Annotated in this window: 25 protein-coding genes and 1 riboswitch; of the genes, 10 read left to right on the top strand and 15 right to left on the bottom strand. The window is 65.7% G+C overall.

Annotation, left to right across the window (positions count from 1 at the left end; genetic code table 11):
- Position 1: 1 nt before the first annotated feature.
- The 5 genes from Q352_RS0118310 to Q352_RS21960 form a co-directional block, all read right to left on the bottom strand.
- Complete coding sequence (locus Q352_RS0118310) at positions 2-466, bottom strand: surface-adhesin E family protein (RefSeq protein ID WP_028500556.1); 465 nt, start codon at positions 464-466, stop codon at positions 2-4.
- Between the two features lie 8 nt (positions 467-474).
- Positions 475-1,368, bottom strand: a complete 894-nt coding sequence (gene glyQ / locus Q352_RS0118305) for a glycine--tRNA ligase subunit alpha (protein WP_028500555.1) — start codon at positions 1,366-1,368, stop codon at positions 475-477.
- A gap of 77 nt (positions 1,369-1,445) precedes the next feature.
- Entirely contained in the window at positions 1,446-2,090 is a 645-nt protein-coding gene (locus tag Q352_RS0118300) for a YceH family protein (protein ID WP_028500554.1), read from the bottom strand.
- A gap of 76 nt (positions 2,091-2,166) precedes the next feature.
- The gene (hemG, locus tag Q352_RS0118295) at positions 2,167-3,486 is read right to left on the bottom strand and encodes a protoporphyrinogen oxidase (RefSeq protein WP_036386979.1); all 1,320 of its coding nucleotides are present in this window, start codon (positions 3,484-3,486) and stop codon (positions 2,167-2,169) included.
- Between the two features lie 112 nt (positions 3,487-3,598).
- Positions 3,599-4,411 carry a class II glutamine amidotransferase gene (locus Q352_RS21960; protein WP_051529081.1) on the bottom strand — a complete coding sequence of 271 codons (813 nt, stop codon included), beginning with the start codon at positions 4,409-4,411 and terminating at the stop codon, positions 3,599-3,601.
- Between the two features lie 113 nt (positions 4,412-4,524).
- On the opposite strand from Q352_RS21960, the gene Q352_RS21955 reads away from it, so the two are divergent.
- Positions 4,525-5,127, top strand: coding sequence for an Ntn hydrolase family protein (locus tag Q352_RS21955; protein WP_036386978.1), 603 nt, complete (start codon positions 4,525-4,527; stop codon positions 5,125-5,127).
- Positions 5,124-6,008: an Hsp33 family molecular chaperone HslO gene (hslO, locus tag Q352_RS0118280; RefSeq protein WP_028500552.1), complete on the top strand. Its 885-nt coding sequence runs from the start codon at positions 5,124-5,126 to the stop codon at positions 6,006-6,008. The genes Q352_RS21955 and hslO overlap by 4 nt, the downstream gene beginning before the upstream one ends.
- A 415-nt stretch (positions 6,009-6,423) precedes the next feature.
- Here hslO and serA read toward each other — a convergent pair whose 3' ends face one another.
- A complete protein-coding gene (gene serA, locus Q352_RS0118275) occupies positions 6,424-7,653 on the bottom strand; it encodes a phosphoglycerate dehydrogenase (protein WP_028500551.1) in 1,230 nt (409 codons plus the stop codon).
- A gap of 163 nt (positions 7,654-7,816) precedes the next feature.
- Positions 7,817-7,954, top strand: a riboswitch (yybP-ykoY riboswitch).
- Between the two features lie 55 nt (positions 7,955-8,009).
- Here serA and Q352_RS0118270 point away from each other — a divergent pair.
- Positions 8,010-8,579 (top strand): TMEM165/GDT1 family protein, encoded by a 570-nt coding sequence (locus Q352_RS0118270; protein WP_028500550.1) that lies wholly within the window; start codon positions 8,010-8,012, stop codon positions 8,577-8,579.
- Between the two features lie 334 nt (positions 8,580-8,913).
- On the opposite strand, the gene Q352_RS0118265 is transcribed toward Q352_RS0118270, so the two are convergent.
- From Q352_RS0118265 to Q352_RS0118235, 7 genes are all read right to left on the bottom strand, one after another.
- Complete coding sequence (locus Q352_RS0118265) at positions 8,914-9,192, bottom strand: acylphosphatase (RefSeq protein WP_036386977.1); 279 nt, start codon at positions 9,190-9,192, stop codon at positions 8,914-8,916.
- Positions 9,193-9,474: 282 nt separating this feature from the next.
- Entirely contained in the window at positions 9,475-10,035 is a 561-nt protein-coding gene (gene greB / locus Q352_RS0118260; protein WP_028500548.1) for a transcription elongation factor GreB, read from the bottom strand.
- Positions 10,036-10,119: 84 nt separating this feature from the next.
- Positions 10,120-10,578 carry a copper resistance protein NlpE gene (locus Q352_RS22510; protein ID WP_051529080.1) on the bottom strand — a complete coding sequence of 153 codons (459 nt, stop codon included), beginning with the start codon at positions 10,576-10,578 and terminating at the stop codon, positions 10,120-10,122.
- Between the two features lie 58 nt (positions 10,579-10,636).
- Positions 10,637-13,237 (bottom strand): pseudouridine synthase, encoded by a 2,601-nt coding sequence (locus Q352_RS23970; protein WP_051529079.1) that lies wholly within the window; start codon positions 13,235-13,237, stop codon positions 10,637-10,639.
- On the bottom strand, positions 13,215-13,847 hold the full coding sequence (gene scpB / locus Q352_RS0118245) for an SMC-Scp complex subunit ScpB (protein WP_028500547.1): 633 nt from the start codon (positions 13,845-13,847) through the stop codon (positions 13,215-13,217). Before scpB ends, Q352_RS23970 begins: the two co-directional genes overlap by 23 nt.
- Positions 13,848-13,870: 23 nt before the next feature.
- Positions 13,871-14,278: a nucleoside diphosphate kinase regulator gene (gene rnk / locus Q352_RS0118240; protein WP_028500546.1), complete on the bottom strand. Its 408-nt coding sequence runs from the start codon at positions 14,276-14,278 to the stop codon at positions 13,871-13,873.
- Between the two features lie 361 nt (positions 14,279-14,639).
- The gene (locus Q352_RS0118235) at positions 14,640-15,341 is read right to left on the bottom strand and encodes a TIGR01621 family pseudouridine synthase (RefSeq protein ID WP_028500545.1); all 702 of its coding nucleotides are present in this window, start codon (positions 15,339-15,341) and stop codon (positions 14,640-14,642) included.
- A 98-nt stretch (positions 15,342-15,439) separates the two neighbouring features.
- On the opposite strand from Q352_RS0118235, the gene Q352_RS0118230 reads away from it, so the two are divergent.
- Together Q352_RS0118230 and sugE are read left to right on the top strand one after the other, a co-directional pair.
- The gene (locus Q352_RS0118230) at positions 15,440-16,009 is read left to right on the top strand and encodes a TetR/AcrR family transcriptional regulator (RefSeq protein ID WP_028500544.1); all 570 of its coding nucleotides are present in this window, start codon (positions 15,440-15,442) and stop codon (positions 16,007-16,009) included.
- 2 nt (positions 16,010-16,011) lie between these two features.
- Positions 16,012-16,326, top strand: coding sequence for a quaternary ammonium compound efflux SMR transporter SugE (gene sugE / locus Q352_RS0118225; RefSeq protein WP_028500543.1), 315 nt, complete (start codon positions 16,012-16,014; stop codon positions 16,324-16,326).
- 31 nt (positions 16,327-16,357) lie between these two features.
- Here the strand turns inward: sugE and pdxH are convergent, their stop codons facing one another.
- Positions 16,358-16,996: a pyridoxamine 5'-phosphate oxidase gene (pdxH, locus tag Q352_RS0118220; RefSeq protein WP_028500542.1), complete on the bottom strand. Its 639-nt coding sequence runs from the start codon at positions 16,994-16,996 to the stop codon at positions 16,358-16,360.
- A gap of 64 nt (positions 16,997-17,060) precedes the next feature.
- Positions 17,061-19,031, bottom strand: coding sequence for a monovalent cation:proton antiporter family protein (locus Q352_RS0118215; protein ID WP_028500541.1), 1,971 nt, complete (start codon positions 19,029-19,031; stop codon positions 17,061-17,063).
- Between the two features lie 112 nt (positions 19,032-19,143).
- Between Q352_RS0118215 and Q352_RS0118210 the strand changes: the two genes are divergently transcribed.
- From Q352_RS0118210 to lptB, 5 genes are read left to right on the top strand one after another with little or no spacing between them, the layout of a single operon-like run.
- On the top strand, positions 19,144-20,127 hold the full coding sequence (locus tag Q352_RS0118210; RefSeq protein WP_028500540.1) for a KpsF/GutQ family sugar-phosphate isomerase: 984 nt from the start codon (positions 19,144-19,146) through the stop codon (positions 20,125-20,127).
- 13 nt (positions 20,128-20,140) lie between these two features.
- Entirely contained in the window at positions 20,141-20,668 is a 528-nt protein-coding gene (locus tag Q352_RS0118205; RefSeq protein ID WP_028500539.1) for a KdsC family phosphatase, read from the top strand.
- 3 nt (positions 20,669-20,671) lie between these two features.
- Positions 20,672-21,259, top strand: a complete 588-nt coding sequence (gene lptC / locus Q352_RS0118200) for an LPS export ABC transporter periplasmic protein LptC (protein WP_028500538.1) — start codon at positions 20,672-20,674, stop codon at positions 21,257-21,259.
- On the top strand, positions 21,237-21,806 hold the full coding sequence (gene lptA / locus Q352_RS0118195) for a lipopolysaccharide transport periplasmic protein LptA (protein ID WP_028500537.1): 570 nt from the start codon (positions 21,237-21,239) through the stop codon (positions 21,804-21,806). The genes lptC and lptA overlap by 23 nt, the downstream gene beginning before the upstream one ends.
- A complete protein-coding gene (gene lptB / locus Q352_RS0118190; RefSeq protein WP_028500536.1) occupies positions 21,803-22,537 on the top strand; it encodes an LPS export ABC transporter ATP-binding protein in 735 nt (244 codons plus the stop codon). Before lptA ends, lptB begins: the two co-directional genes overlap by 4 nt.
- Positions 22,538-22,546: the final 9 nt, after the last annotated feature.

Raw genomic sequence — 22,546 nt, 5'->3', positions numbered from 1 at the left:
TTTATTCGGTCTTGTAGGCAGGGTGGCGGACGGTCTGGCAGGCGATATCCAGCATGCTGGCGCCCATCGAACCCTCCTCCACTGCTTGGAAACGCCACAGGTGCGGCGGCAGCGGGAAGGTCGTCGCCCAGACGAGCTTCCCGTTGCGATCCAGGTAATCGGAAGAAACAAGGGCATAACGGTCGTTTGCGCAGTCCACCACCACGGTATTGGTCCGGACGAAATAGTGCACCTTCAGCGTCGGCTCGGTCTTCTGGTCGGCGAAGGTTTCACGATGACGGAACTGCAGCAGCCCGCCGTCGACCCAGCGGAACGACGCACGGTCGATGGCCAGTTGCAGCTTGGTTCCGTTCTGGTAGGTCATCCACACCGGCGTCGGCGTGGGGGCCCGGGCGGAAACCGGGGCGGCGTGCGCCGACGACAGCAGGACGGCGGACAGGACGGCGGAAACGACGGTTTTCCTCATCTAGCGACTCACGATCCGGTTTGGCACATCGGGAAGCCCAGGGCTTCGCGACTGTCGTGGTAGGCCTGGGCCACCAGCCGCGCCAGCGCGCGGATGCGGCCGATATAGGCGGCGCGCTCGGTCACCGAGATTGCACCGCGTGCATCGAGCAGGTTGAACGCGTGTGCCGCCTTCAGAATCATTTCGTAGCCGGGAATCGCCAGCCCGGTATCGAGCAGGCGGCGGGCCTCGCTCTCGAACTGGTTGAACTGGCCGAACAGGAACGGCACGTTCGAATGCTCGAAGTTGTAGGTCGACTGCTCGACCTCGTTCTGGTGGTACACGTCACCATAGGTCAGCGTGCGGCCTTCCGGGGTCACGGTCCAGACCAGGTCGTAGACGTTTTCCACCCCTTGCAGGTACATCGCCAGCCGCTCGATCCCGTAGGTGATCTCGCCGAGCACCGGCTTGCAGTCGAGGCCGCCGACCTGCTGGAAATAGGTGAACTGGGTCACTTCCATGCCGTTGAGCCAGATTTCCCAGCCCAGGCCCCAGGCGCCGAGGGTCGGGTTTTCCCAGTCGTCCTCGACGAAGCGGATATCGTGCACGGTCGGGTCGATCCCCAGTTCGCGCAGGCTGCCGAGGTACAGTTCCTGGATATTGTCCGGGCTTGGCTTCAGTACGACCTGGAACTGGTAATAGTGCTGCAGGCGATTGGGGTTTTCGCCATAGCGGCCATCCTTCGGCCGGCGCGACGGTTGCACATAGGCCGCATGCCACGGTTCCGGGCCGATGGCGCGCAGGAAAGTCGCGGTATGGCTGGTGCCCGCGCCCATTTCCATATCGTACGGCTGGAGCAGCGCACAGCCCTGGCGACCCCAGTAGGTCTGGAGCTTGAGGATGATGTCCTGAAAAGTCAGCATGACAGCGTGGATCCGGCAATAAATTAGCGGTGGATTCTACTCGTTAAGCCCTTGTCGAATCAAAGGCAGCCCATTTGCTACAGGCCCAGCTCGCCGCACACCCGGTCCAGACGCTCGCGCAGTCCGGCGACCTCCTCCTCCAGCTGTTCGACCCGCGCCTGCAGCGCCGCATCGCTGCGGGGTGCCGGTCGCGTGTCGGCGGACGGGGCCAGCAGCTCCGGCCCGGGCTCGCCGCACAGCAGGTGCATCCAGCGGTTTTCCCGGCTGCCGGGGGCCTTGGGCAGCATGCAGACCAGCGCGCCGTCGCCGCGCTCGGACAGCTCGTCGAGAAAAGCCTCGACGGCCGACACGTCGGCAAAACGGTGCAGCCGCTCGCAGTTCGCGCGCAGCTCGGCGGCCGTCTGCGGACCGCGCAGCATCAGCGTGGACAGAATGGCGACCGACTGGGTCGGCACCGACAGCACGCGTTCGGTGTTGTGTGCGTAGCGGATCACGCGTCCGCCGGAAGATTCGATGACGAAAGAATGGCTGCGCAGCGCATCCAGCGCGGCCAGCACATCGGACTCGCCGGCACTCATCACCGGGTCGCGGCTGGTCTTCTGATTGCAGCCGGCAAGCAGCGCATTCAGCGACAGCGGGTAGGTATCGGGCACGGTGCGCTGTTTTTCCACCAGCACACCGAGAATGCGCGCTTCAAGCGCGGACAGAACGGGAACGGACATGGGCAAACGATACAGGGGTCATGGCAATGTCCTTTATACCGTTAACCGCGCCGCCGCGCACGGGGCAAGCGCGCCTTCAGGCGCCGGTCCGGTCGCCGGCCAGCCGCCGGGCCAGGCGCTCGCCCTTTTCCAGGCAGTCGGCCATCGACACGCCGTCATGCCAGTTCGCGCAGACGTGCAGCCGTTCGCCTGCCAGCACGCTGGCGGCATGGGCGATCGGCAATGCACGCTCGTCGTACTGCGGCAAGGCCTCCGCCCAGCGTGTCAGCCGCTGCCGCAGTGGTGCGGCCCGGGTCCGGCAAGTGCGCGCCAGCTCATCATTGACCCCGGCCAGCAGGGCCTGGTCATCGACGGCGTAGCGGTCGACGAACTGCATGCCGCCGACAAAACTGGTCAGCAGGGTTTCTTCCGCCGGCACGCAGTCGGGGAACAGGGAGCCGGACCAGATGGCACCGGCGGCGAACGGCCGCTCGGCACGCGGATGCAGCGCGCCGAAGCCGTCCAGCGCATGGCCAACGTCGGTGCGGCGGAACACCGTGTGCACCACCGCCATCGGCGCATAGCCAAGGCCGGCCAGATCCTGCGCCTGGCGCGGCAGCCACGGTTCGACCAGCGCCGCAGCTGCCGGCGCCGGCAGCGCCAGCACCACGGCGTCGGCCGCGATCGGCCCGGCGGCCGTCACGACCGTCCAGCCGTCGTCACCCCGTTCCAGCCCGAGTGCCGGGCACGACAGTCGCACGTCCAGCCCGGCGGCCAGCGCGCGCGGCAGGCTTTCCAGCCCGTGCCGCAGCGTGAAGCTGTCGCGGCGACGCAGGGTGTGCATGCGCTTGAGCATGCCCAGCAGGATGGAACCGGCATCGCGCTCGGCGTCATAGATCGCGGGCAGGGTCAGCGAGGCCAGCAGGTGTTCGGGATCGCCGGCAAACACACCGCCGATAAACGGGTCGATCAGCCGCTCGACCATCTCCTGGCCCAGCCGGCGGCGAAAGAATGCCGCTACCGTTTCCGGCGTCTGCCGCGGCCGGTTGCGGCGGAACGGTTCGGTCAGCAGCCGCCACTTGCTGCGGGCGCTGAAGGCGCCCCCGCACAGAAAGGCCAGCGGCCCGCCCGGCAAGGTGCGGTATTCGCCACCACGCAGCACATGACGATGGCGCGCCACATCGGCAACCGGGACGATGTCACCGTCCAGTCCGAGGCGGGCAAGCAGTGCGCGATGGCCATCATGGGCATACAGGGTGTTCGGGCCGAGTTCCAGACGACAACCGGCCTCCTCGACCGTCCTGACCTTGCCGCCGACGCGGTCCCCCGCTTCGAGCACGACCACCTCGACGCCGGCTTCGCGCAGATGCCACGCGCACGACAGACCCGACAACCCGGCACCGATCACGACGATCATGCGCGTTTCCCCCACCCCATGGATACAGCCCCCGTCAATGCGACAACGTCACCAGTATAGTGAGACGTTCCGCGCCGCCGGTTGACTGTCGACAAGGCGGGGCCCGGCGGACTCAGGCGCCGGACGGCGGAACCGGCGCTACCTTGCCGATGCCCGGTGCCGTTTTCAGCGGTGCGCCGTACTTGAAGATTTTCAGCTCGTTGGCCTCGAACGGGGTCCAGACCTCGTTGTCGGTCAGCGGCTGGGTGGCGATCACGGCCACCCGGTCGTTCGACGTGGTCAGATCGGCAAAATCGACACTGACGTCCTCGTCGACCAGGTGGGCGGTCGTGAACGGCGCCTGGCGCACGATGTAGTACAGGCTGGTCGAGCAGTGCGCGAGCATGAACTTGCCGTTCGACAGGATGAAGTTGAACGTGCCATGGCTGCGGATCCAGGCCACGGTCTCGCTGACCAGCCGGTACAGCTCGACGAACGGCGGTTCGTGGTCGAAGCGCTGGCGCAGCGTGTCGAGCAGGAAGCAGAACGCGCGTTCGGAGTCGGTGCAGCCGACGGGACGGTAGTGGCGCCCTTCCGGCGGCGCAAAGCCGTCCAGATTGCCGTTATGGGCGAACACCCAGTAGCGCCCCCACATCTCGCGCTGGAACGGGTGGGTATTCGCCAGCGACACGCCGCCCTGGGTCGCCTTGCGGATGTGGGCGATGACATTTTCGCTCTTCAGCGGATAATCGCGGATGAAATCGGCCACCTGCGATTGCGCCGACGGTTCGACATCGAGAAACACCCGGGCGCCGGCCCCCTCGAAAAAGGCGATGCCGAAGCCGTCCGCATGATGGTCGGTCAGTCCGCCGCGACGGCGGAAACCCTCGAATGAAAAGACGATGTCGGTCGGTGTATTGCAGTTCATGCCCAGAAGCTGGCACATCGGTGTGGATTCCCTGGTCTGGAGCGACGCGGGCGACCAAAGGCGGGCCCGCGCTTGCGTTTTCGGTGTACGGACCCAATCTTACCGCCTTTGCTGATGCCGGAAAGCCTGTCATGACAACCATAGTGGTGGTGAAGAAAGGCGACGAGGTGGCAATTGCCGCCGATTGCCAGTCCACCTTCGGCGACACCCGCCTGTCCGCCGTTCACGATGCCCGTTACAACAAGATCTTCCAGCTCGACGACAGCTATATCGCCATCGCCGGCTCGGCCGCGCACGACCTGGTGCTCCAGTCGGCGCTGGCCCGCCTCAAGCACCGCGATCTGTCCAGCCGCCCGGCGATCTTCGAGACCTTCCGCAAGCTGCATCCGAAGCTGAAAGACGACTTTTTCCTCAAGACCGAGGAAGAGGAGGACGACCCGTACGAGTCGAGCCAGATGACCGTGCTGATTGCCAATCCGCACGGGATCTTCGCCATCTACTCGATGCGTGAAGTCTATGAATACAACCGCTACTGGGCCATCGGCTCGGGGCGCGATTTTGCCATCGGCGCCATGTACGCCGGCTTCGACAGCGCCAGCGGTGCCGCCGATCTCGCCCAGCTCGGCGTCAGGGCCGGCTGCGAATTCGACGTCGGCTCGGCACTGCCGATGACCCTCTATACCGCCCGGCTGAGCACCGGTACCGACACCGAAACGGAGACGATTCCGACATGAAAAAAGACACGCTGCAACGCTTCCTGTTCGACGAGGCACCGGTCCGGGGCGCACTGGTGCGCCTGGACGACAGCTGGCGCGAGATCAACGCCCGCCACGACTACCCGCCGGTGCTGCGCGACCGCCTGGGCGAACTGGCCGCCGCCGGCATCCTGCTGGCCGCCAACCTGAAATTCGACGGCCAGCTGATCCTGCAGATCCAGGGTCAGGGAGCACTGCGACTGCTGGTGGTGGAAGTCAATGCGGCCACGCGCACCCTGCGCGCGACCGCACGCTGGGATGGCGAGTTGCCGGCCGATGCCGACCTCGCCACCCTGACCGGCCAGGGGCAGTGCGTGATCACCCTCGATCCGAAACAGGCCGGCGCCGAGCCTTACCAGGGCATTGTCGCACTGGAAGGCGGCAGCGTCGCCAGCCTGCTGACGCACTACATGGAACGCTCGGAACAGCTCGACACGCTGATCATGCTGGCTGCCGACGGTGATTGCGCCGCCGGCATGCTGCTGCAGAAACTGCCGGGCAGCAGCGGTGACGAGGATGACTGGCCGCGTGCGCGCGAACTGGCCGCCACGCTGAAACAGGAAGAACTGCTGACGCTGTCGGCCGATGACATCCTGTATCGCCTGTTCCACCAGGAAGTCATCCGCGCCTTCGACGCCGAAAGCGTGGCCTTCCAGTGCAGCTGCAGTCGCGAGCGCGTCGGCGGCATGCTGCGCATGATCGGCCGCGACGAGGTCGAGAGCATCCTGTCCGAACAGGGCAGCGTCGAGATCGCCTGCGAATTCTGTCAGCAGAAATACGTGTTCGACGAAGACGATGCCGCCGAGCTGTTCGCCGGTCCGCAGGACCCGATCGAGCCGGCCAGCCCGACCCGGCACTGAGCAGACTGCAGGCAAAGGTGGGCACCGACGGTTGCAGTGGCGTCGGTGCACGCCCGACTGACAGAATCCGTCATGGGCACGGCAGTCTGCCTGATTGAGCCCTGCCCCTTCCGTCCCCGCCGCCGCGGGGAAACCTCGCTTCGCTCGTCCGTTCTTTGCGGGCAAGGTCTATGGACGGTCTGACTGCTGATTAAAGGTGGGCACCGACGGTTGCAGTGGCGTCGGTGCACGCCCGACTGACAGAATCCGTCATGGGCACGGCAGTCTGCCTGATTGAGCCCTGCCCCTTCCGTCCCCGCCGCCGCGGGGAAACCTCGCTTCGCTCGTCCGGTCTTCTCAGGCAAGGGGTGATGGTCAGTCCAGAACGCCCCCGTTCATCACGGGGGCGTCTGTTCATGCACCGGTCACGACGCGGTCAGTACACCACCCGGCAGCGGATGGTGCCCGGCACCGCCGACAGTGCCTCGACCGCCGCTTCCGGCGCCGGGCTGTCGGTGTCGATGACGACATAGCCGAGCGTCGGCGTGGTTTGCAGGTACTGGGCCGAGATATTGATGCCCAGCCGGCCGAAGGTCTCGTTGATGGCGGCCAGCACGCCGGGCTGGTTCTCGTGGATATGCAGCAGCCGCGCGGTGCCCGGATGCGCCGGCAGCGATGCCTCCGGGAAGTTCACCGCGCTCAGCGTCGAGCCGTTGTTCGAGTAGCGGATCAGCTTGGCAGCAACTTCGGCGCCGATATTGGCCTGCGCCTCGACCGTGCTGCCGCCGATATGCGGAGTCAGGATCACGTTGTCGAGTCCGCGCAGCGGACTGAGGAATTCGTCGTCATTGCCCTTCGGCTCGGCCGGGAACACATCGATCGCCGCACCGGACAGGTGACCGGCATTGAGTGCCGCCGCCAGCGCATCGATGTCGACTACCGTGCCGCGCGAGGCATTGATCAGCTTGGCGCCGGCCTTCATCGCCGCCAGTTCGGGCGCACCGATCATGTTCTGCGTTTCGCGGGTTTCCGGCACGTGCAGCGTGACCACGTCGGCCGCCGCCAGCAGTGCCGCCAGCGATGCAGCCGGCTGCGCATTGCCCAGCGGCAGCTTGGTTTCGACATCATGGTAGATCACCCGCATGCCGAGGCTCTCGGCCAGGATGCCGGTCTGGGTGCCGATATGGCCGTAGCCGATGATGCCCAGCGTCTTGCCGCGCACCTCGTAACTGCCATCGGCCGATTTCAGCCAGCCGCCGCGATGCGCCAGCGCGCTGCGCTCGGGAATGCCGCGCATCAGCATGATGGTTTCCGCGATCACCAGTTCCGCCACCGAGCGGGTGTTGGAGAACGGGGCATTGAACACCGGGACACCACGCCTGGCGGCGGCGTCCAGATCGACCTGGTTGGTGCCGATGCAGAAGCAGCCAACCGCCATCAGCTTTTTCGCCGAACCGAAAACGGCGTCGGTCAGCTGGGTACGCGAACGGATGCCGACCATGTGTGCATCGGCGACCGCTTCCGCCAGCGCGTCGCCGGACAGCGACTTGGCATGACGCACGATATTGGTGTAGCCATCCGCCAGCAACGCGTCGACCGCGTTCTGGTGCACGCCTTCGAGCAGGACGATGCGGATCTTGTCTTTGTCGAGCGAATATCTGGCCATGACGCATGAACTCCTGTGCAATGAATTCCGACTTATTTACTCGGGATTATAGGCATGCGGCAGCCACGCCCGGCAAGCTTCGCGCGGCATCGCCGGCCGGGGGCTTTACGCCGCCCGCACCCTGCCGCTAGAATGCGCGCTCTTCTCGCCCGGTTCTGCCGGGCACCCAGTCCTGGGGGAGTAGCCGGCCCGCGGCAGCACAGCGGGGGCGCGTGTCAACAGACTTGGCCGACAGGCCGTGGCACGCGACGGAAAGCACAGACTTTTCGCGGCAAGACCCATGATCGCCGTCCGCTCTCTTTCGAGGCTCGGGCGACGCGCGATCATGGTGTCGTATCGAGCCTCGGGAACTCCACATGTCCGCATTCTTCATCTCCACTGGCGTCGTCGCGCTGGCCGAAATCGGTGACAAGACCCAGTTGCTGGCCTTGCTGCTCGCCGCCCGTTTCCGCAAACCGCTGCCTATCGTCGCCGGCATCTTTGTCGCCACCATTGTCAATCACGCCATCGCCGGCAGTCTGGGCGCGTGGCTGGTCACGCTGGTTTCCCCGGACGTCCTGCGCTGGGTACTGGTCGCGTCGTTTGTCGGCATGGCCGTCTGGATGCTGATTCCCGACAAGATCGACGAGGACGAAATCCGCATCCGTGATGGCGCCGGCGTGTTTACCGCGACCGTGATCGCCTTCTTCATGGCCGAAATGGGTGACAAGACCCAGATCGCGACGGTGATGCTGGCCGCCAAGTACGACGCGCTGTTCGCCGTCGTCGCCGGCACCACGGTCGGCATGATGCTGGCCAATGCGCCGGCGGTCTGGATCGGCCACAAGGCAGCCAATGTCCTGCCGACCCGCGCCGTGCACATCGTCTCGGCCTGTCTGTTCGCGGGACTCGGCATTGCGGCGGCCATGGGGATGGCGGCGGCCTGATCTGCTGCGGAAAAACACAAACCGGCGGAGTCATGCCGCCGGTTTGCTGTTTCACGATGACTCCCGTACCGTATTTCGCCGGGTGGTGCCAGCACTCGATACGGCAGATTTATCAATGACCTGGGCGCATCCGCTCGTGCACCATGTTCTCACCCGGTGCGGCACCGTGACATCACTGCCATTCCAGCTGATCCCCTGGACGGTCACAATATTCGGCATCCCTGTTGAATTCTCAAGCCAAGCTTAAGCGCCCAATCCATATTCATCAGCGATGCAACACAAGCGTACGTCATAAAAGGAGATCAAACCGGATGCAATACCTGAAGAATGCGTGTCAGCGCGTCGGCCAGCGCTCGAACGCCAGCGGCATGCCGTGCTGGCTGCCGTCGGTCAGTTCGATCTTGTCGACCCGGGCGTCGGCGGGACCGCTGTGCGCCCAGTTGATGAATGCCTCGACCGCTTCGGTCGCGCCGCAAACCAGCGCTTCGACCGTGCCGTCATGCCGATTGCGCACCCAGCCCGTGACACCGAGCTCGCCCGCCTGGGCCACCGCATTGTCCCGGTAGTACACCCCCTGGACCTTGCCGTGGATGCGCAGCAACTTGGAGTTCATTTTTCGATTTCCTCTGAGGTTGTCATTGGACAACCGCCAGTTGCCCCTGACCGGCAGGGTCCGGGCGCACGAAAGCCCGCCGTCGCGGAACGCGTCGACGGGCGAGACAGGGCACACAGCGGATACGGGCAGGCACGGGGCAATCTGGACAGGGCGGAGCGGAACCGGTCCGCGGACCGTCCAACGGTCATCACTGGGCGCAATTATGTCACAAAAATTGACCCAAAACCCCGGTACTACATTTCGGAACGCGACGCTGCACGATGGTTACGCGCAATGAACTCAGGGGTCCACGCGCTGGTAGCGCACTTCCAGGATCTCGATCTGCTCATCGCCGTCAGGGCCGCGAAACAGGATTTCGTCTCCCTCGCGTGCCTGGATCAGGGCCCGGGCAATCGGTGACACCCAGCTGATATGGCCGCGTGCCACGTCGATCTCGTCGACGCCGACAATGCTGACCGTCTGTTCCTGCCCGTTGCCGCGCAGCATGACGACGGTCGCGCCGAAGAAAATCTGGTCGGTCGGCTCGCGCCGTTCCGGATCGACCACCTCGGCCACTTCCAGCCGTTTGGTCAGAAAACGGATGCGACGGTCGATTTCCCGCAGCCGGCGCTTGCCATACAGGTAGTCGCCATTCTCCGAACGGTCGCCATTGCCGGCCGCCCAGTTGACGATCTGGGTGACTTCCGGCCGTTCCCGATGTACCAGGTGGTACAGCTCGTCCTTCATGCGCTGCCAGCCACCTGGCGTCATGTAATTCTTGCCCGAACGCGGCAACTGACGCTCGACCGGCAGGTCGTCGTCCTGTTCGTTGTCATCTTCCTGGGTAAAGGCTTTGTTCATGGCGGAACCCGGGGGAAAGGCCCGTGCCGTGGCGACGCGGAAAACCGCCGCCAGCGGCACGCAGGCGGCGGGACGCGCCAGTGCTTACTGTCGCGTCAACGTGTAATTCAGCTTGCTGTCGACCGGATTGCCGTCACTGTCCAGCATCTGCAAGTGCTTGCCGGCCAGCTGGAAATAGCGGCCCTGACCCGGCTTGTCGTAGTCGATCTCGATCTTGCGCGTGCCATCGACCACATTCCACTTGCCGGTCGACACGAACGGCTTGCCCTTGCCGAGATAGGTTTCGCTCAGCTGGTAGCTCATGTCGGCATTCAGCGTCAGGTCGGTGTCGATGCCGCTGCAGTCCGCGCACGGCAACTCGCCACGGAAACGGCCAACCATCGCCTGCTTCAGCACATCCACATCCACAGTATCGGCGATCTGCGCCGGCAGTGCCGCCGTATCGGCAGCCGGTTCCGCCTGCGCGGGACTGCCACCGCAGGCGACCAGCAAACCGCTAAGCAGCGAGGCCATGACGGCAACGATCCATCGGGACCGGTTCATGGGCTTGTTCCTCCAGGGATAAAGACGCAGCGCCCCCTCGCGGCGGCGCTGCAGACGATCAGGCGTCGTCGCTGGTTCCGGCCAGCGTCAGGCCGGCCCACTGCACCAGCTTGGCGACTTCCAGTTCATTGAGTTCGTAGAACTGCCCGCGCTTGAGCCGCGACGGCAGCGTGACGATGCCGAAGCGGACACGAATCAGGCGGCTGACGGTCAGGCCGAAGTGTTCGAACAGACGACGGACTTCACGATTGCGCCCTTCGCGCAGGCCGACACGGTACCAGTGGTTCGCACTTTCTTCCTTGTCGTCTTCCTCGCGGATGAACTGGAAGCGCGCCGGTCCGTCCTCGAGTTCGATGTCCCGGGTCGATTCCTTCATCTGATCCGGCGTCAGCGCGCCCAGTGTGCGCACGGCGTATTCACGATCGACTTCAAAGCTCGGGTGCGTCATCCGGTTCGCCAGCTCACCCGAGGTGGTGAAAATCAGCAGCCCGGAAGTGTTGACGTCGAGGCGGCCAACGGCGACCCACTTGCTGGAGCGCGTCTGCGGCAGACGCTCGAACACCGTGACCCGGCCTTCCGGGTCGTCACGGGTGACGATTTCGCCTTCCTGCTTGTGGTAGACAATGACGCGCGGCAGGCGGTCCGGCCAGCGGATGGCCAGTTGGCGACCATCGACGCGCACCTTGTCACCCGGCACGACGCGCGTGCCCGGTTCGGCCACTTCGCCATTCACGCTGACGCGGCCCTGGGTGATCATCTCGTCCATGTCGCGACGCGAGCCCAGCCCCATCAGTGCCAGCGCCTTCTGCAGGCGCATTTCGTGCAGCCCCTTGTTCGGGTCGATACGTGTTTCGCGCAGCTTCAGCATTTTCTGCTCAAGCTTGCCCGACAGATGGCGCTGCGGCATTTTCTTGGCACGAAGCACCGGCAGATAGCTGCCCGGGCGGCTTGCCGCCGGTCCGCCATTGCCTGCCTTCGGGCCACGATAGGCATTGCCTTCGCCACCGAACGGCTTCGGGCCGGACGGGCGACGGTCGCCACCGTCGCGCGGGCCGGACGGACGGCGGTCACCGCCATCACGCGGACCAGCATAGGCCGGGCGGTCGCCGCCCTGGCGCGGCGGACGATCGCCATACGGCTTCGGACCGCGGTTGAAATCACTGTCGCCACGTGGACCGGACGGACGGCGGTCGCCGCCGTCACGCGGGCCAGCATAGGCCGGGCGATCCCCGCCCTGACGCGGCGGACGGTCGCCATACGGCTTCGGACCGCGGTTGAAATCGCTGTCGCCACGCGGGCCGGACGGACGGCGGTCGCCGCCATCACGCGGACCAGCATAGGCCGGGCGGTCACCGCCCTGACGCGGCGGACGATCGCCATACGGCTTCGGACCCCGGCTGAAATCACTGTCGCCACGCGGGCCGGACGGACGGCGGTCGCCGCCGTCGCGCGGGCCACCATACGCCGGGCGATCCCCGCCCTGACGCGGTGCACGGTCACCGAACGGCTTCGGACCACGGCCGAAACCGCTGTCGCTGCGCGGGCCGGACGGACGGCGGTCGCCGCCGTCACGCGGAGCACCGAACGCCGGACGGTCGCCGCCCTGACGCGGCGGACGATCGCCATACGGCTTCGGACCACGGTTGAAATCACTGTCGCCACGCGGGCCGGACGGACGGCGGTCGCCGCCGTCACGCGGAGCACCGAACGCCGGACGGTCGCCGCCCTGACGCGGCGGACGATCACCATACGGCTTCGGGCCACGGCTGAAGCCGCTGTCGCTGCGCGGGCCGGACGGGCGACGGTCGCCGCCGTCACGCGGACCACCATAGGCCGGGCGGTCACCGCCCTGACGCGGCGGACGGTCGCCATACGGCTTCGGACCCCGGTTGAAATCACTGTCGCCACGCGGGCCGGACGGACGGCGGTCGCCGCCGTCACGCGGGCCACCATAGGCCGGGCGGTCACCGCCCTGACGCGGCGGACGGTCGCCATACGGCTTCGGACCACGGTTGAAATCACCATCACCGCGCGGGCCGCCATAGGCCGGGCGGTCACTGCCCTGACGCGGTGCGCGGTCGCCAAACGGCTTCGGGCCGCGGCTGAAGCCGCCCTCGCCACGCGGGCCGGACGGACGACGGTCACCGCCGTCACGCGGGCCACCGAACGCCGGACGGTCTCCCCCCTGGCGCGGGCCACCATAGGCCGGACGATCCCCGCCCTGGCGCGGCGCACGGTCGCCAAACGGCTTCGGGCCACGGCTGAAGCCGCCCTCGCCACGCGGGCCGGACGGACGACGGTCACCGCCGTCACGCGGGCCACCGAACGCCGGACGGTCTCCCCCCTGGCGCGGGCCACCATAGGCCGGACGATCCCCGCCCTGGCGCGGCGCACGGTCGCCAAACGGCTTCGGGCCACGGCTGAAGCCGCCCTCGCCACGCGGGCCGGACGGACGACGGTCGTCATCACGCGAGCCGCCGTAGGCCGGGCGATCTCCGCCCTGGCGCGGCGCGCCACGGCCCGCTTCCCCTTCCGGGCGGCCAAACGGCTTCTGGTTGCCACCACGCGGCGCGGAGTACGGCGCCTTCGGCTGGTCGCGGTGCGTTCGCGCGGCCGGCTGGCGGGCAGTGCGCTGGTTACTGGGCTTCGGTTTCGACATCTTCTGGGCTTTCGTTCAATGCTTGCGCCGACGCGGCGTCTTTTGCGCCCGCGTCGTCATTCGGTATTTCGGGTATGACCAGCGCGCCGATATCGGCGAGCGGTGGCAGGTCCTTCAGCGACTTCATGCCGAGATCGTCGAGAAACTTGCGGGTCGTGGCGTACAGACCGGGACGTCCCGGCACGTCCTTGTGGCCGATGACTTCGATCCAACCCCGTTCGGACAGGGTCTGCATCACATGGCTGGAAACCGAGACGCCACGAATGGACTCGATGTCCCCGCGCGTCACCGGCTGCCGGTAGGCAACGATGGCGATGGTTTCCATCACCGCGCGCGAATAGCGCGGCGGTTTCTCCGGGCTCAGTCGTTCCAGGTAAGGCTTGAATTCGGCCCGGGCGCGAAAGCGCCAGCCGCTGGCCAGCTTGACGAGTTCGATGCCCCGACCCCGCCATTCGTTCTGGATTTCCTCCACCATTTCGTAGATCAGGCCCGACTGCAGCGATTCGGTGAACAGCCGCTTCAGGTCATGGACCGACAGCGGCTCGGTCGCGACCAGCAATGCGGTCTCGATCACGGTCTTCAGGTACTTCAGATCGGTCAGTGTGCTCATGCGGGCCGTCGGTTTCGCGCGAATCAGCGGTGCAGCTCGCCTGCGGCTTCCGGCTGCCAGATCACTTCATGCACGGTCAGGCGCAGCGTCGCGCCGTCCGGCATCGGCCATTCGATCGTCTGCCCGACCGACAGGCCGAGCAGCGCCGCGCCAACCGGCGCCAGCACCGACAGCCGGTCCGGGTTGCCGTTCATGTCTTTCGGGTAAACCAGTGTGTATTCGCGGATTTCGCCATTGTCGGCGGCAAAACGCACGCGCGAATTCATCGTCACAACGCCGGCAGGCATGTCGGCGGGCTCGGCCACTTCGGCACGATCGAGTTCGCGGGCCAGTTGCCCGGCTGCGGGGAAAGCCTTGCTGTCGATATTCTCCAGCAGGGCCTCCAATCGGTCGAGATCGAGGGTGGATACGGTGATGACAGGCTGTTGCATGGTGTGCTCCGACGGAAACTCGCCCGTGCCGGGCGTGCCCGTGTCGATCCGCGCAGGCCGGCGAAATCGCCAACGGCGACAGACGCCGGGTCCGGCTACCCGACTCGGTATCCGTTCCGGCGTCTCCGCCTGCATGCTGCCACAGATGCCTTCGGGCTCGCTGCGCGGGCCGATCAAGCAAAACGGGCTGCCGGCCAGGGCAACCCGTTGCATCGCTATCTATAGACGCGATTCTAGCCGCAAATGCCCCGCTCGGCTATCGAATGTAGCGCGCGGCGACATTTTATCAAACAAAATCATTGGCTTGCATTGGAAAGCCCGGCCTCGCCAGACAGTAGCCATTCAACAATCAAATTTAAAATCAACGAGTTAGACATGATTCCGGCCAATCCAGCGCCCAGGGATCATCAAAACGGCCGAGCGCTGCCGCAAACGGCGCCGCCAGGAAATGCGTACCGGTCGTCGGCGGCTGGACATAGCGCCAGCGGCGCCCGCCCAGCTCGAAGGCGAACGCGTAGTGATGCAGGTAGGCGCGATCGGCCGCCGCATTCGCCGCATCGGCCGCGTGATACAGCGGATCGCCCAGCAGGGGGCTGCCGAGGCTTTTCAGTGCCACGCGCAACTGATGGGTGCGGCCGGTACACGGCCGCAGCAGAAAGGCGCGCACGCCGGGTTCGACCGAGACGGAGAAGAACCGGGTAATGGCCGGATTGACCCGGGTCGGCAACAGGCGCCAGCTGCCGCGGCGGCCGCGGTCCATGTCGCCGGTCACCCAGCCCTGCTTGCGCGCCGGCTTGCGATCGGACAGCGCCAGATAGAACTTGTCGACCTGGTGGTCATGAAACGCCTGCGACAGCGTACGCGCGGCATCGCGATGCGTCGCCAGCACCATCAGGCCGGAGGTGATCGCATCGAGACGATGTACCAGATGCAGGCTGTCGCACCCCAGATCCGCGCGCAGGACATCAAGCAGGCCCTGCGCTTCCTGGTCGCGATGCACGGCAACGCCCGGTGCCTTGTCGATAATGATGAAGTCGGGCTGGCGGTCGATCAGTCGGTACATGGCAGGCGGGTTTCTGGCAGGGGCGCACAGCCTAGCAGCACGCCCGCCATCGCGCCCGGCACTTTACTGTACCGTCCGGACGGTTTACATTCGGTGCCATGACGACAACGGACACCCAGAACCGCATTCTCGATGCGGCCGAACATTGCGTAATGGAACACGGCGTCGCCAATCTGACTCTGGACAGCGTGGCGGCACGGGCCGGCGTCAGCAAAGGCGGCCTGCTGTACCACTATGCCGGCAAGTATGCACTGGTGGCGGCCCTGATCGCCCGGCTGACCCGGGCGGTCGATGCCCGCATGGACGCCTACCGGCAGGCTGACCCCAGCCACGGCGCTGGCGTCCGCGCCTACCTGCTGGCCGCGCTGCCGCCTGATCTCGACAGCGAAACCGTTGCCCGGCGCGAAGCCTCGCTGATCGCCGCGCTCGGCACCCGGCCGGAGCAGGTCGCCCGCTATGCCGACCGCCAGCGCGACTGGCAGGCGCAGATCGCCGCAGACGTGGCCGACCCGCTGCTGGCCCACATCGTGCGGCTGGCCGTGGACGGCATCTGGATGAATGAAGCGTTCGGTATCGAACCGCTGGACCCGGTCACGCGGACAGCGGTGATCGAACGCCTGCTGACACTCACGCGGGAGACTTCGCTCCCCGCACAAGGAAAGGACTGACCATGGCCTGGCTCATGCTGTTTATCGCGGGTCTGTTTGAAATCGGCTGGGCCATCGGCCTGAAATACACCGAGGGCTTCACCCGGTTGCTGCCGTCAGTGCTGACCGGCATCTCGATGCTGTTCAGCATCGTCCTGCTCGGGCTGGCGCTGCGCGACCTGCCGATCGGCACCGCCTATGCCGTCTGGACCGGCATCGGCGCCGTCGGCACCGCCGCCCTCGGTATCGTGCTGTTCAACGACCCGGCCACGGCGGCGCGGCTGGTCTGCATCGGCCTGATCGTGGCCGGCATTCTCGGGCTGAAAATGGCGTCGTGAATGAATCAGACCAGCGCTGGCGCCGCCATCATCATGGCGCCAGCCGGTCGCGGCTCCAGCTGCCGTCGGCCTGCAACTGGTACAGCACGCGATCGTGCAGGCGGGACGGACGCCCCTGCCAGAACTCGATCCGCTCCGGAATCACCGCAAAGCCGCCCCAGTGCGGCGGACGCGGAACATGCAGCGCGTACTTGGCCGCGTACTGCGCAAACCGCGCCATCACCACATGGCGACCGGCAATCGGCTGGCTCTGCTCGCTGGCCCAGGCGCCGACCCGGCTCTTGTAAGGCCGGCTGTCGAAATAGCTGTCCGATGCGGCGGACGGCAGGCGCTCGACCACGCCCTCGATATTGACCTGGCGCTCCAGCCCCGGCCAGAAAAAGGTCAGGGCGATGACCGGGTTGGCTTCCAGGTGCCGCCCCTTGCGCGACTGGTAGTTGGTGAAGAACACGAACCGGCCGTTCTCGACCCCCTTCAGCAGCACCACCCGTGCCGCCGGCCGGCCCTCGGGGCTGACGGTCGACACCAGTACTGCCGTCGGTTCGACCAGTTCGGCGGTAATGGCCTCGTCCATCCAGATTTCAAACTGCCTGACCGGGTCGGCCAGACAGTCGGTTTCATTCAGCTCGCGGCTGGCGTAATCCTTGCGGATGTCGGCAATGCTTTTCATGACGATTTTCCTCCCCCGGCGCCTGACCGGCGCCGACCTGATGATGTCCAATCATACCCGCGACTCAGACGCCTTCCAGCAGCAGCAGCTCGGCCGCCGCCAGGTGTTCGGCCGAACCCAGCAGCACCAGCACGTCGTCGGCCTGCAGCACGAAGGCATCGTCCGGACCGATCACCCGACCCTGCTTGCGCTTGACCGCCCGCACCTGTACATGCAGTGCACCGAGGTCCAGTTCGCCCAGACACTGGCCGATCGATGCCGCGCCCGGCGCCAGCAGCACCGTTCCCAGCCGTGACTGCTTGGAGTCGTCCAGTGCCAGCGTGTCGTCGGTAATGCCGCGGAAGAAGCCGCGGAACAGGCTGTAGCGCTCCTCGCGCACCGAGCGGATGCGGCGCAGTACCCGGTTCATCGGCACCCCCATCGCCATCAGCGCATGGCTGGCCAGCATCAGGCTGCCTTCCATGACCTCGGCCACCACTTCGTCCGCCCCGCCCTCGCGCAGCAGGTCGATATCGCTGTCGTCGACGGTGCGCACGATAATCGGCAGGTCTGGCCGCAACGTCTGCGCCACGCGCAGGATCTGCATGCTGGCATGGGTATCGGCGAAGGTAATCACCAGCACCTTGGCCCGCATCAGGCCGGCAGCCAGCAGCACTTCCCGCTTGCCGGCATCGCCAAATACCACTGCATCGCCGGCCGCCGCCGCCTCGCGCACCCGCTCCGGATCGAGATCGAGCGCGAACAGGCTCATGTCCTCTTTTTCCAGCAGCCGCGCCAGCGCCTGGCCGCTGCGACCGTAACCACAGATGATCGCGTGCTCGTTGCGCATCATGCTCGACACCAGGATCTGGTGCAGATCGGCCGCCTGGCTGACCCAGTCCGAACGGATCAGCAGGCGCACCAGCCGCGGCGTCTGCTGGATCAGGAATGGCGACATCAGCATCGAGATCAGCACCGAGGTGATCGCCGCCTGTTCGATCGCCGGCGCCACCAGTCCCAGGTTGCCGGCCAGCGCGATCAGCACGAAACCGAACTCACCCCCCTGTGCCAGCGCCAGTGCGGTTCGCAGTGCGTCATTGGCCCGATAGCGGAAGGTTCGCGCCACCGCGAACATGACGATGGCCTTGCCCGGTACCAGCACGGCCACAAAGGCGAATACCAGCCAGAAACGCTCGGCCAGCGCGGCGAGATCGAGCCGCATGCCGATGGTGATGAAAAAGAAGCCGAGCAGAATGTCGCGGAACGGCCGGATGTCTTCCTCGACCTGGTAGCGATATTCGGTTTCGGCGATCAACATGCCGGCGACGAAAGCCCCCAGTGCCAGACTCAGCCCGGCCAGTTCGGTCAGCCACGAAATCGACAGCGTGATCAGCAGCACATTGATCATGAACAGTTCGCCCGAGCGCTGCCGGGCGACCACATGGAACCACGGCCGCAGCAGCTTCTGACCCACGGTGAACAGCAGCACCATCACCAGCACGACCTTCAGGAAGGCGATCGCCAGATCCAGTGCCAGCGTTTCGGCATTGCCGGCCAGCGCCGGCAGCAGAATCAGCATCGGCACCACCGCCAGATCCTGGAACAGCAGCACGCCGATCGACATCTGCCCGTGCGGCGCATTGAGTTCCAGCCGCTCGGTCAGCAGCTTGGACACGATCGCGGTCGACGACAGGGCCGCCACCGCGCCAAGCGTAAAGCCGGTAAGCGGCCGCCCGCCCAGCGCGATGAACAGCACCATGACTGCCAGCAGGGTCACCACCACCTGGCCGGCGCCAAGCCCGAACACGATGCGCCGCATCGCCCGCAGTTTCGGCAGACTGAATTCAAGACCGATGGTGAACATCATGAAAACAATGCCGATTTCACCCAGAAACTGGGACTGGTCAGTCCCCGCAATCAGCGCGAACCCGCCCGGGCCAACAATGAATCCCACCAGCAGGTAACCGAGCATGGCGGGGACTTTGACCGCCCGGCACAGGGTGATGACCCCGACGGCGGCGAACAGGATGGCAACGACAGGTGCTAATGAATGCATCAGGAAATCGACAGTGGCATGAAGTATCGGAAACGCCGCGAGTTTAACGCTTGGTATACTCCCCCACTACGACATCTTTTGACGGAGGGTGACAGCGCCCTCCCGACCTGACATGAATGCATCCCTGTCCGCCCATCGCCTCGCCCTTGCCCGCGATGTTCTCGCCACCGAAGCTCAAGCCATCGAGGGCGTGTCCGCACGCCTGAACGGCAGCTTTCTTGCCGCCGTCGACGCGGTGCTCGCCTGCCGTGGCCGGGTCATCGTGACCGGCATGGGCAAGTCCGGCCATATCGCGCGCAAGATTGCCGCCACGCTGGCATCGACCGGCACGCCGGCATTCTTCGTCCACCCGGCCGAAGCCGCCCACGGCGACCTCGGCATGATTGCCGCCGGCGACGTGGTGATCGCCCTGTCCTATTCGGGCGAATCCGGTGAGCTGATCGCCCTGCTGCCGGCCATCCGCCGCAAGGGCGTCACCCTGATCGGCATGACCGGCCGCGACACGTCGACGCTGGCCCGCGAATCGGACATCCATCTGGACGCGGCCATTGAACACGAGGCCGGACCGCTCGGTCTGGCACCGACCGCCAGCACCACCGCCGCGCTGGCGCTCGGCGACGCGCTGGCACTGACGCTGCTCGATGCGCGGAATTTCCGTGCCGAGGATTTTGCGCTGTCGCATCCGGGCGGCAGCCTGGGCCGGCGTTTGCTGGTCCATGTTTCGGACGTGATGCACGGCGGTGATGCGCTGCCCGTGGTCGCACCGGACGCCAGCCTGCGCGATGCGCTGCTGGAAATCAGCCGCAAGGGGCTGGGCATGACAGCCATCGCCGACGCGGACGGCACGCTGCGCGGCATCTTTACCGACGGCGACCTGCGCCGGCTGATCGATGCCGGTCAGGCGGATTTCCTCGCCACCCCGGTCGGCACGGTCATGCAGCCGGCCGCCAAGACCATTGCTGCCGACCGGCTCGCGGCCGAAGCGGTCAAGGTCATGGAGGCTAACAAGATCAACGGCCTGCTCGTGCTCGACACGAACGGCAAACTGGCTGGCGCGCTGAACATGCACGATCTGTTCCGCGCCGGTGTGGTGTAACACGATACTGACTATGCACACTGTCCATGCACTCGCAGTTCCCGTCCGCCTGCTGATCCTCGACGTCGACGGCGTCCTGACCGACGGCCAGCTGTATTTCACGCCGGCCGGCGAGGAAATCAAGGCATTCAACACCCTCGACGGCCACGGCCTGAAGATGCTGCAGAAAAGCGGCGTCGCCCTTGCCATCATCACCGGCCGCGCCTCCGGCGCCACCGAGCATCGCGCGCGCGCGCTCGGCATCGATCACCTGTACATGGGGTCGGAAGGCAAGCGCGCCGCATTCGCCGATCTGCTGGCCAGAACCGGGCTCGACGCGGCCGCCTGTGCCTATGTCGGTGACGACGTGGTCGACCTGCCGGTCATGCGCCAGGTCGGCTTCGCCGTCGCGGTGCCGGCCGCGCCCGATATCGTGCGCAGCCACGCCCACTACGTGACCGGTCGCCATGGCGGCCACGGCGCGGTGCGCGAAGTCTGTGAACTGATCATGCAGGCCCAGGGCACGCTGGACGCGGCGCTCGCGCCGTACCTGGAAGACTGAGCCATGTTCGCACTCCGCAATGCCTCGCGCCTGTTCCCGCTGCTGCTGGCCGTGATCCTGATCCTGCTGACGCTGTGGCTGGAATACCTGCTGTCGATGCTGCCGGCCGGCCGCGACCCGGTCAACCGCGGTACGGTCGAGTACATGGCGTCCGACTTTGTCGGCACCAGCTTCGACGCCAATGGCCGCATCGACCGCCACGCCTTCGGCAAATCCATGTGGCAATATCCGGAAGACAAGCGGGTATTCTTTACCGACTCGACGCTGGAACAGTACAGCCTGGGACGGAAGGATCTGTCGATCTTTACCACCAGCGGCCTGTACAACAACGATACCGGCATCGCCTTCCTCGACGGCAAGGTCCGCGCCCGGCGAGAGCCTTCGGCGCAGCATCCGCTGCCGGCCACGCTGGACACCACCCGCTTGACCGTCGATACGCGCAAGCGCACCGCCGACACCCTGGCGCCGGCAATCTACGTCGAAGGCGGCAACCGCATTGACTCGGTGGGTTTCCACTACGCCGATGCCACCCAACAATACAAACTCAAATCGCGCGTCAGGATGACTTATGCTCCGCCGAAATCCGAATAATTCCTTCCGCCTCGCCGCAGGTGCCCTGATCGTCTGCAGCGCCCTCGCCGCCCATGCCGAAAAGGCCGACCGCAGCAAACCGATCAATATCGAAGCCGACCAGGCCAGTCTCGACCAGCAGAAGGGCGTGACCGTCTACGAAGGCAATGTGATCCTGACCCAGGGCACATCGAAGCTGACCGCCGCCAAACTGACGGTGAACCAGGACAAGGCCGGCAACCAGTACGGCACCGCCATCGGCAACCCGGCCACCTTCCGCCAGCGCCTCGACCCTGACAGCGACGGCAAGGTCGAGTGGATCAACGGCAAGGGCCAGCGCATTGACTACGACAACGCCAAGCAACTGGTTACAATCTATGACAACGGCAGAGTTCAGCGCGGTGGCGACGTCGTCACCGGCAATGTGATCATCTACGACGGCAAGACCCAGCAATTCCAGGCCACCGGCACCCGCAGCGATGCCCATGGCCAGGCAATGAAGGGCGGCAAGGGCCGTGTCACCGTGGTGATCCAGCCGCGTGAAAAGAAGGAAGGCGCCAATAAATGACGCAAGCCACCAGTCGCCTCAGCGTCCGCCACCTGCAGAAGCGCTACAAGAAGCGCACGGTGGTCCAGGATGTCTCGCTGGAAATCAACAGCGGTGAGGTCGTCGGTCTGCTCGGTCCGAATGGTGCCGGCAAGACAACCAGTTTCTACATGATCGTCGGCCTGGTGCCGGCCGATGCCGGCGACATCCATATCGACGATATCGATGCCAGCCATCTGGCCATCCACCAGCGTGCCCGGCTCGGCATCGGCTATCTGCCGCAGGAAGCCTCGATCTTCCGCAAGCTCACGGTTGAGGAAAACATTCTCGCCGTGCTCGAGCTGACCGGACTGAAAGGGGCGAAGATCCAGGAAGAACTGGAGCTGCTGCTCGACGATCTGAACATCGCCCACCTGCGCGACAACCCGGCGCTGTCGCTGTCCGGCGGCGAGCGCCGCCGGGTGGAAATCGCCCGCGCGCTGGCCATGCGCCCGCGTTTCATCCTGCTGGACGAACCGTTTGCCGGCGTTGACCCGATTGCCGTCATCGATATCCAGAAGATCATCTCCTACCTGAAGGAGCGCGGCATCGGCGTACTGATCACCGATCACAATGTTCGCGAAACCCTGCGCATCTGCGATCGGGCTTACATTATCAATGCCGGCAGCGTACTTGCCGCCGGCAAGCCCCAGGCGCTGGTCGAGGACGAAAATGTCCGCCGCGTCTACCTGGGCGAGCATTTCCACCTCTAGACAGCGGCC

The organism is Microvirgula aerodenitrificans DSM 15089 (assembly GCF_000620105.1).
Lineage (GTDB): Bacteria > Pseudomonadota > Gammaproteobacteria > Burkholderiales > Aquaspirillaceae > Microvirgula > Microvirgula aerodenitrificans.
This window is presented reverse-complemented; position numbering and strand designations above follow the sequence as displayed.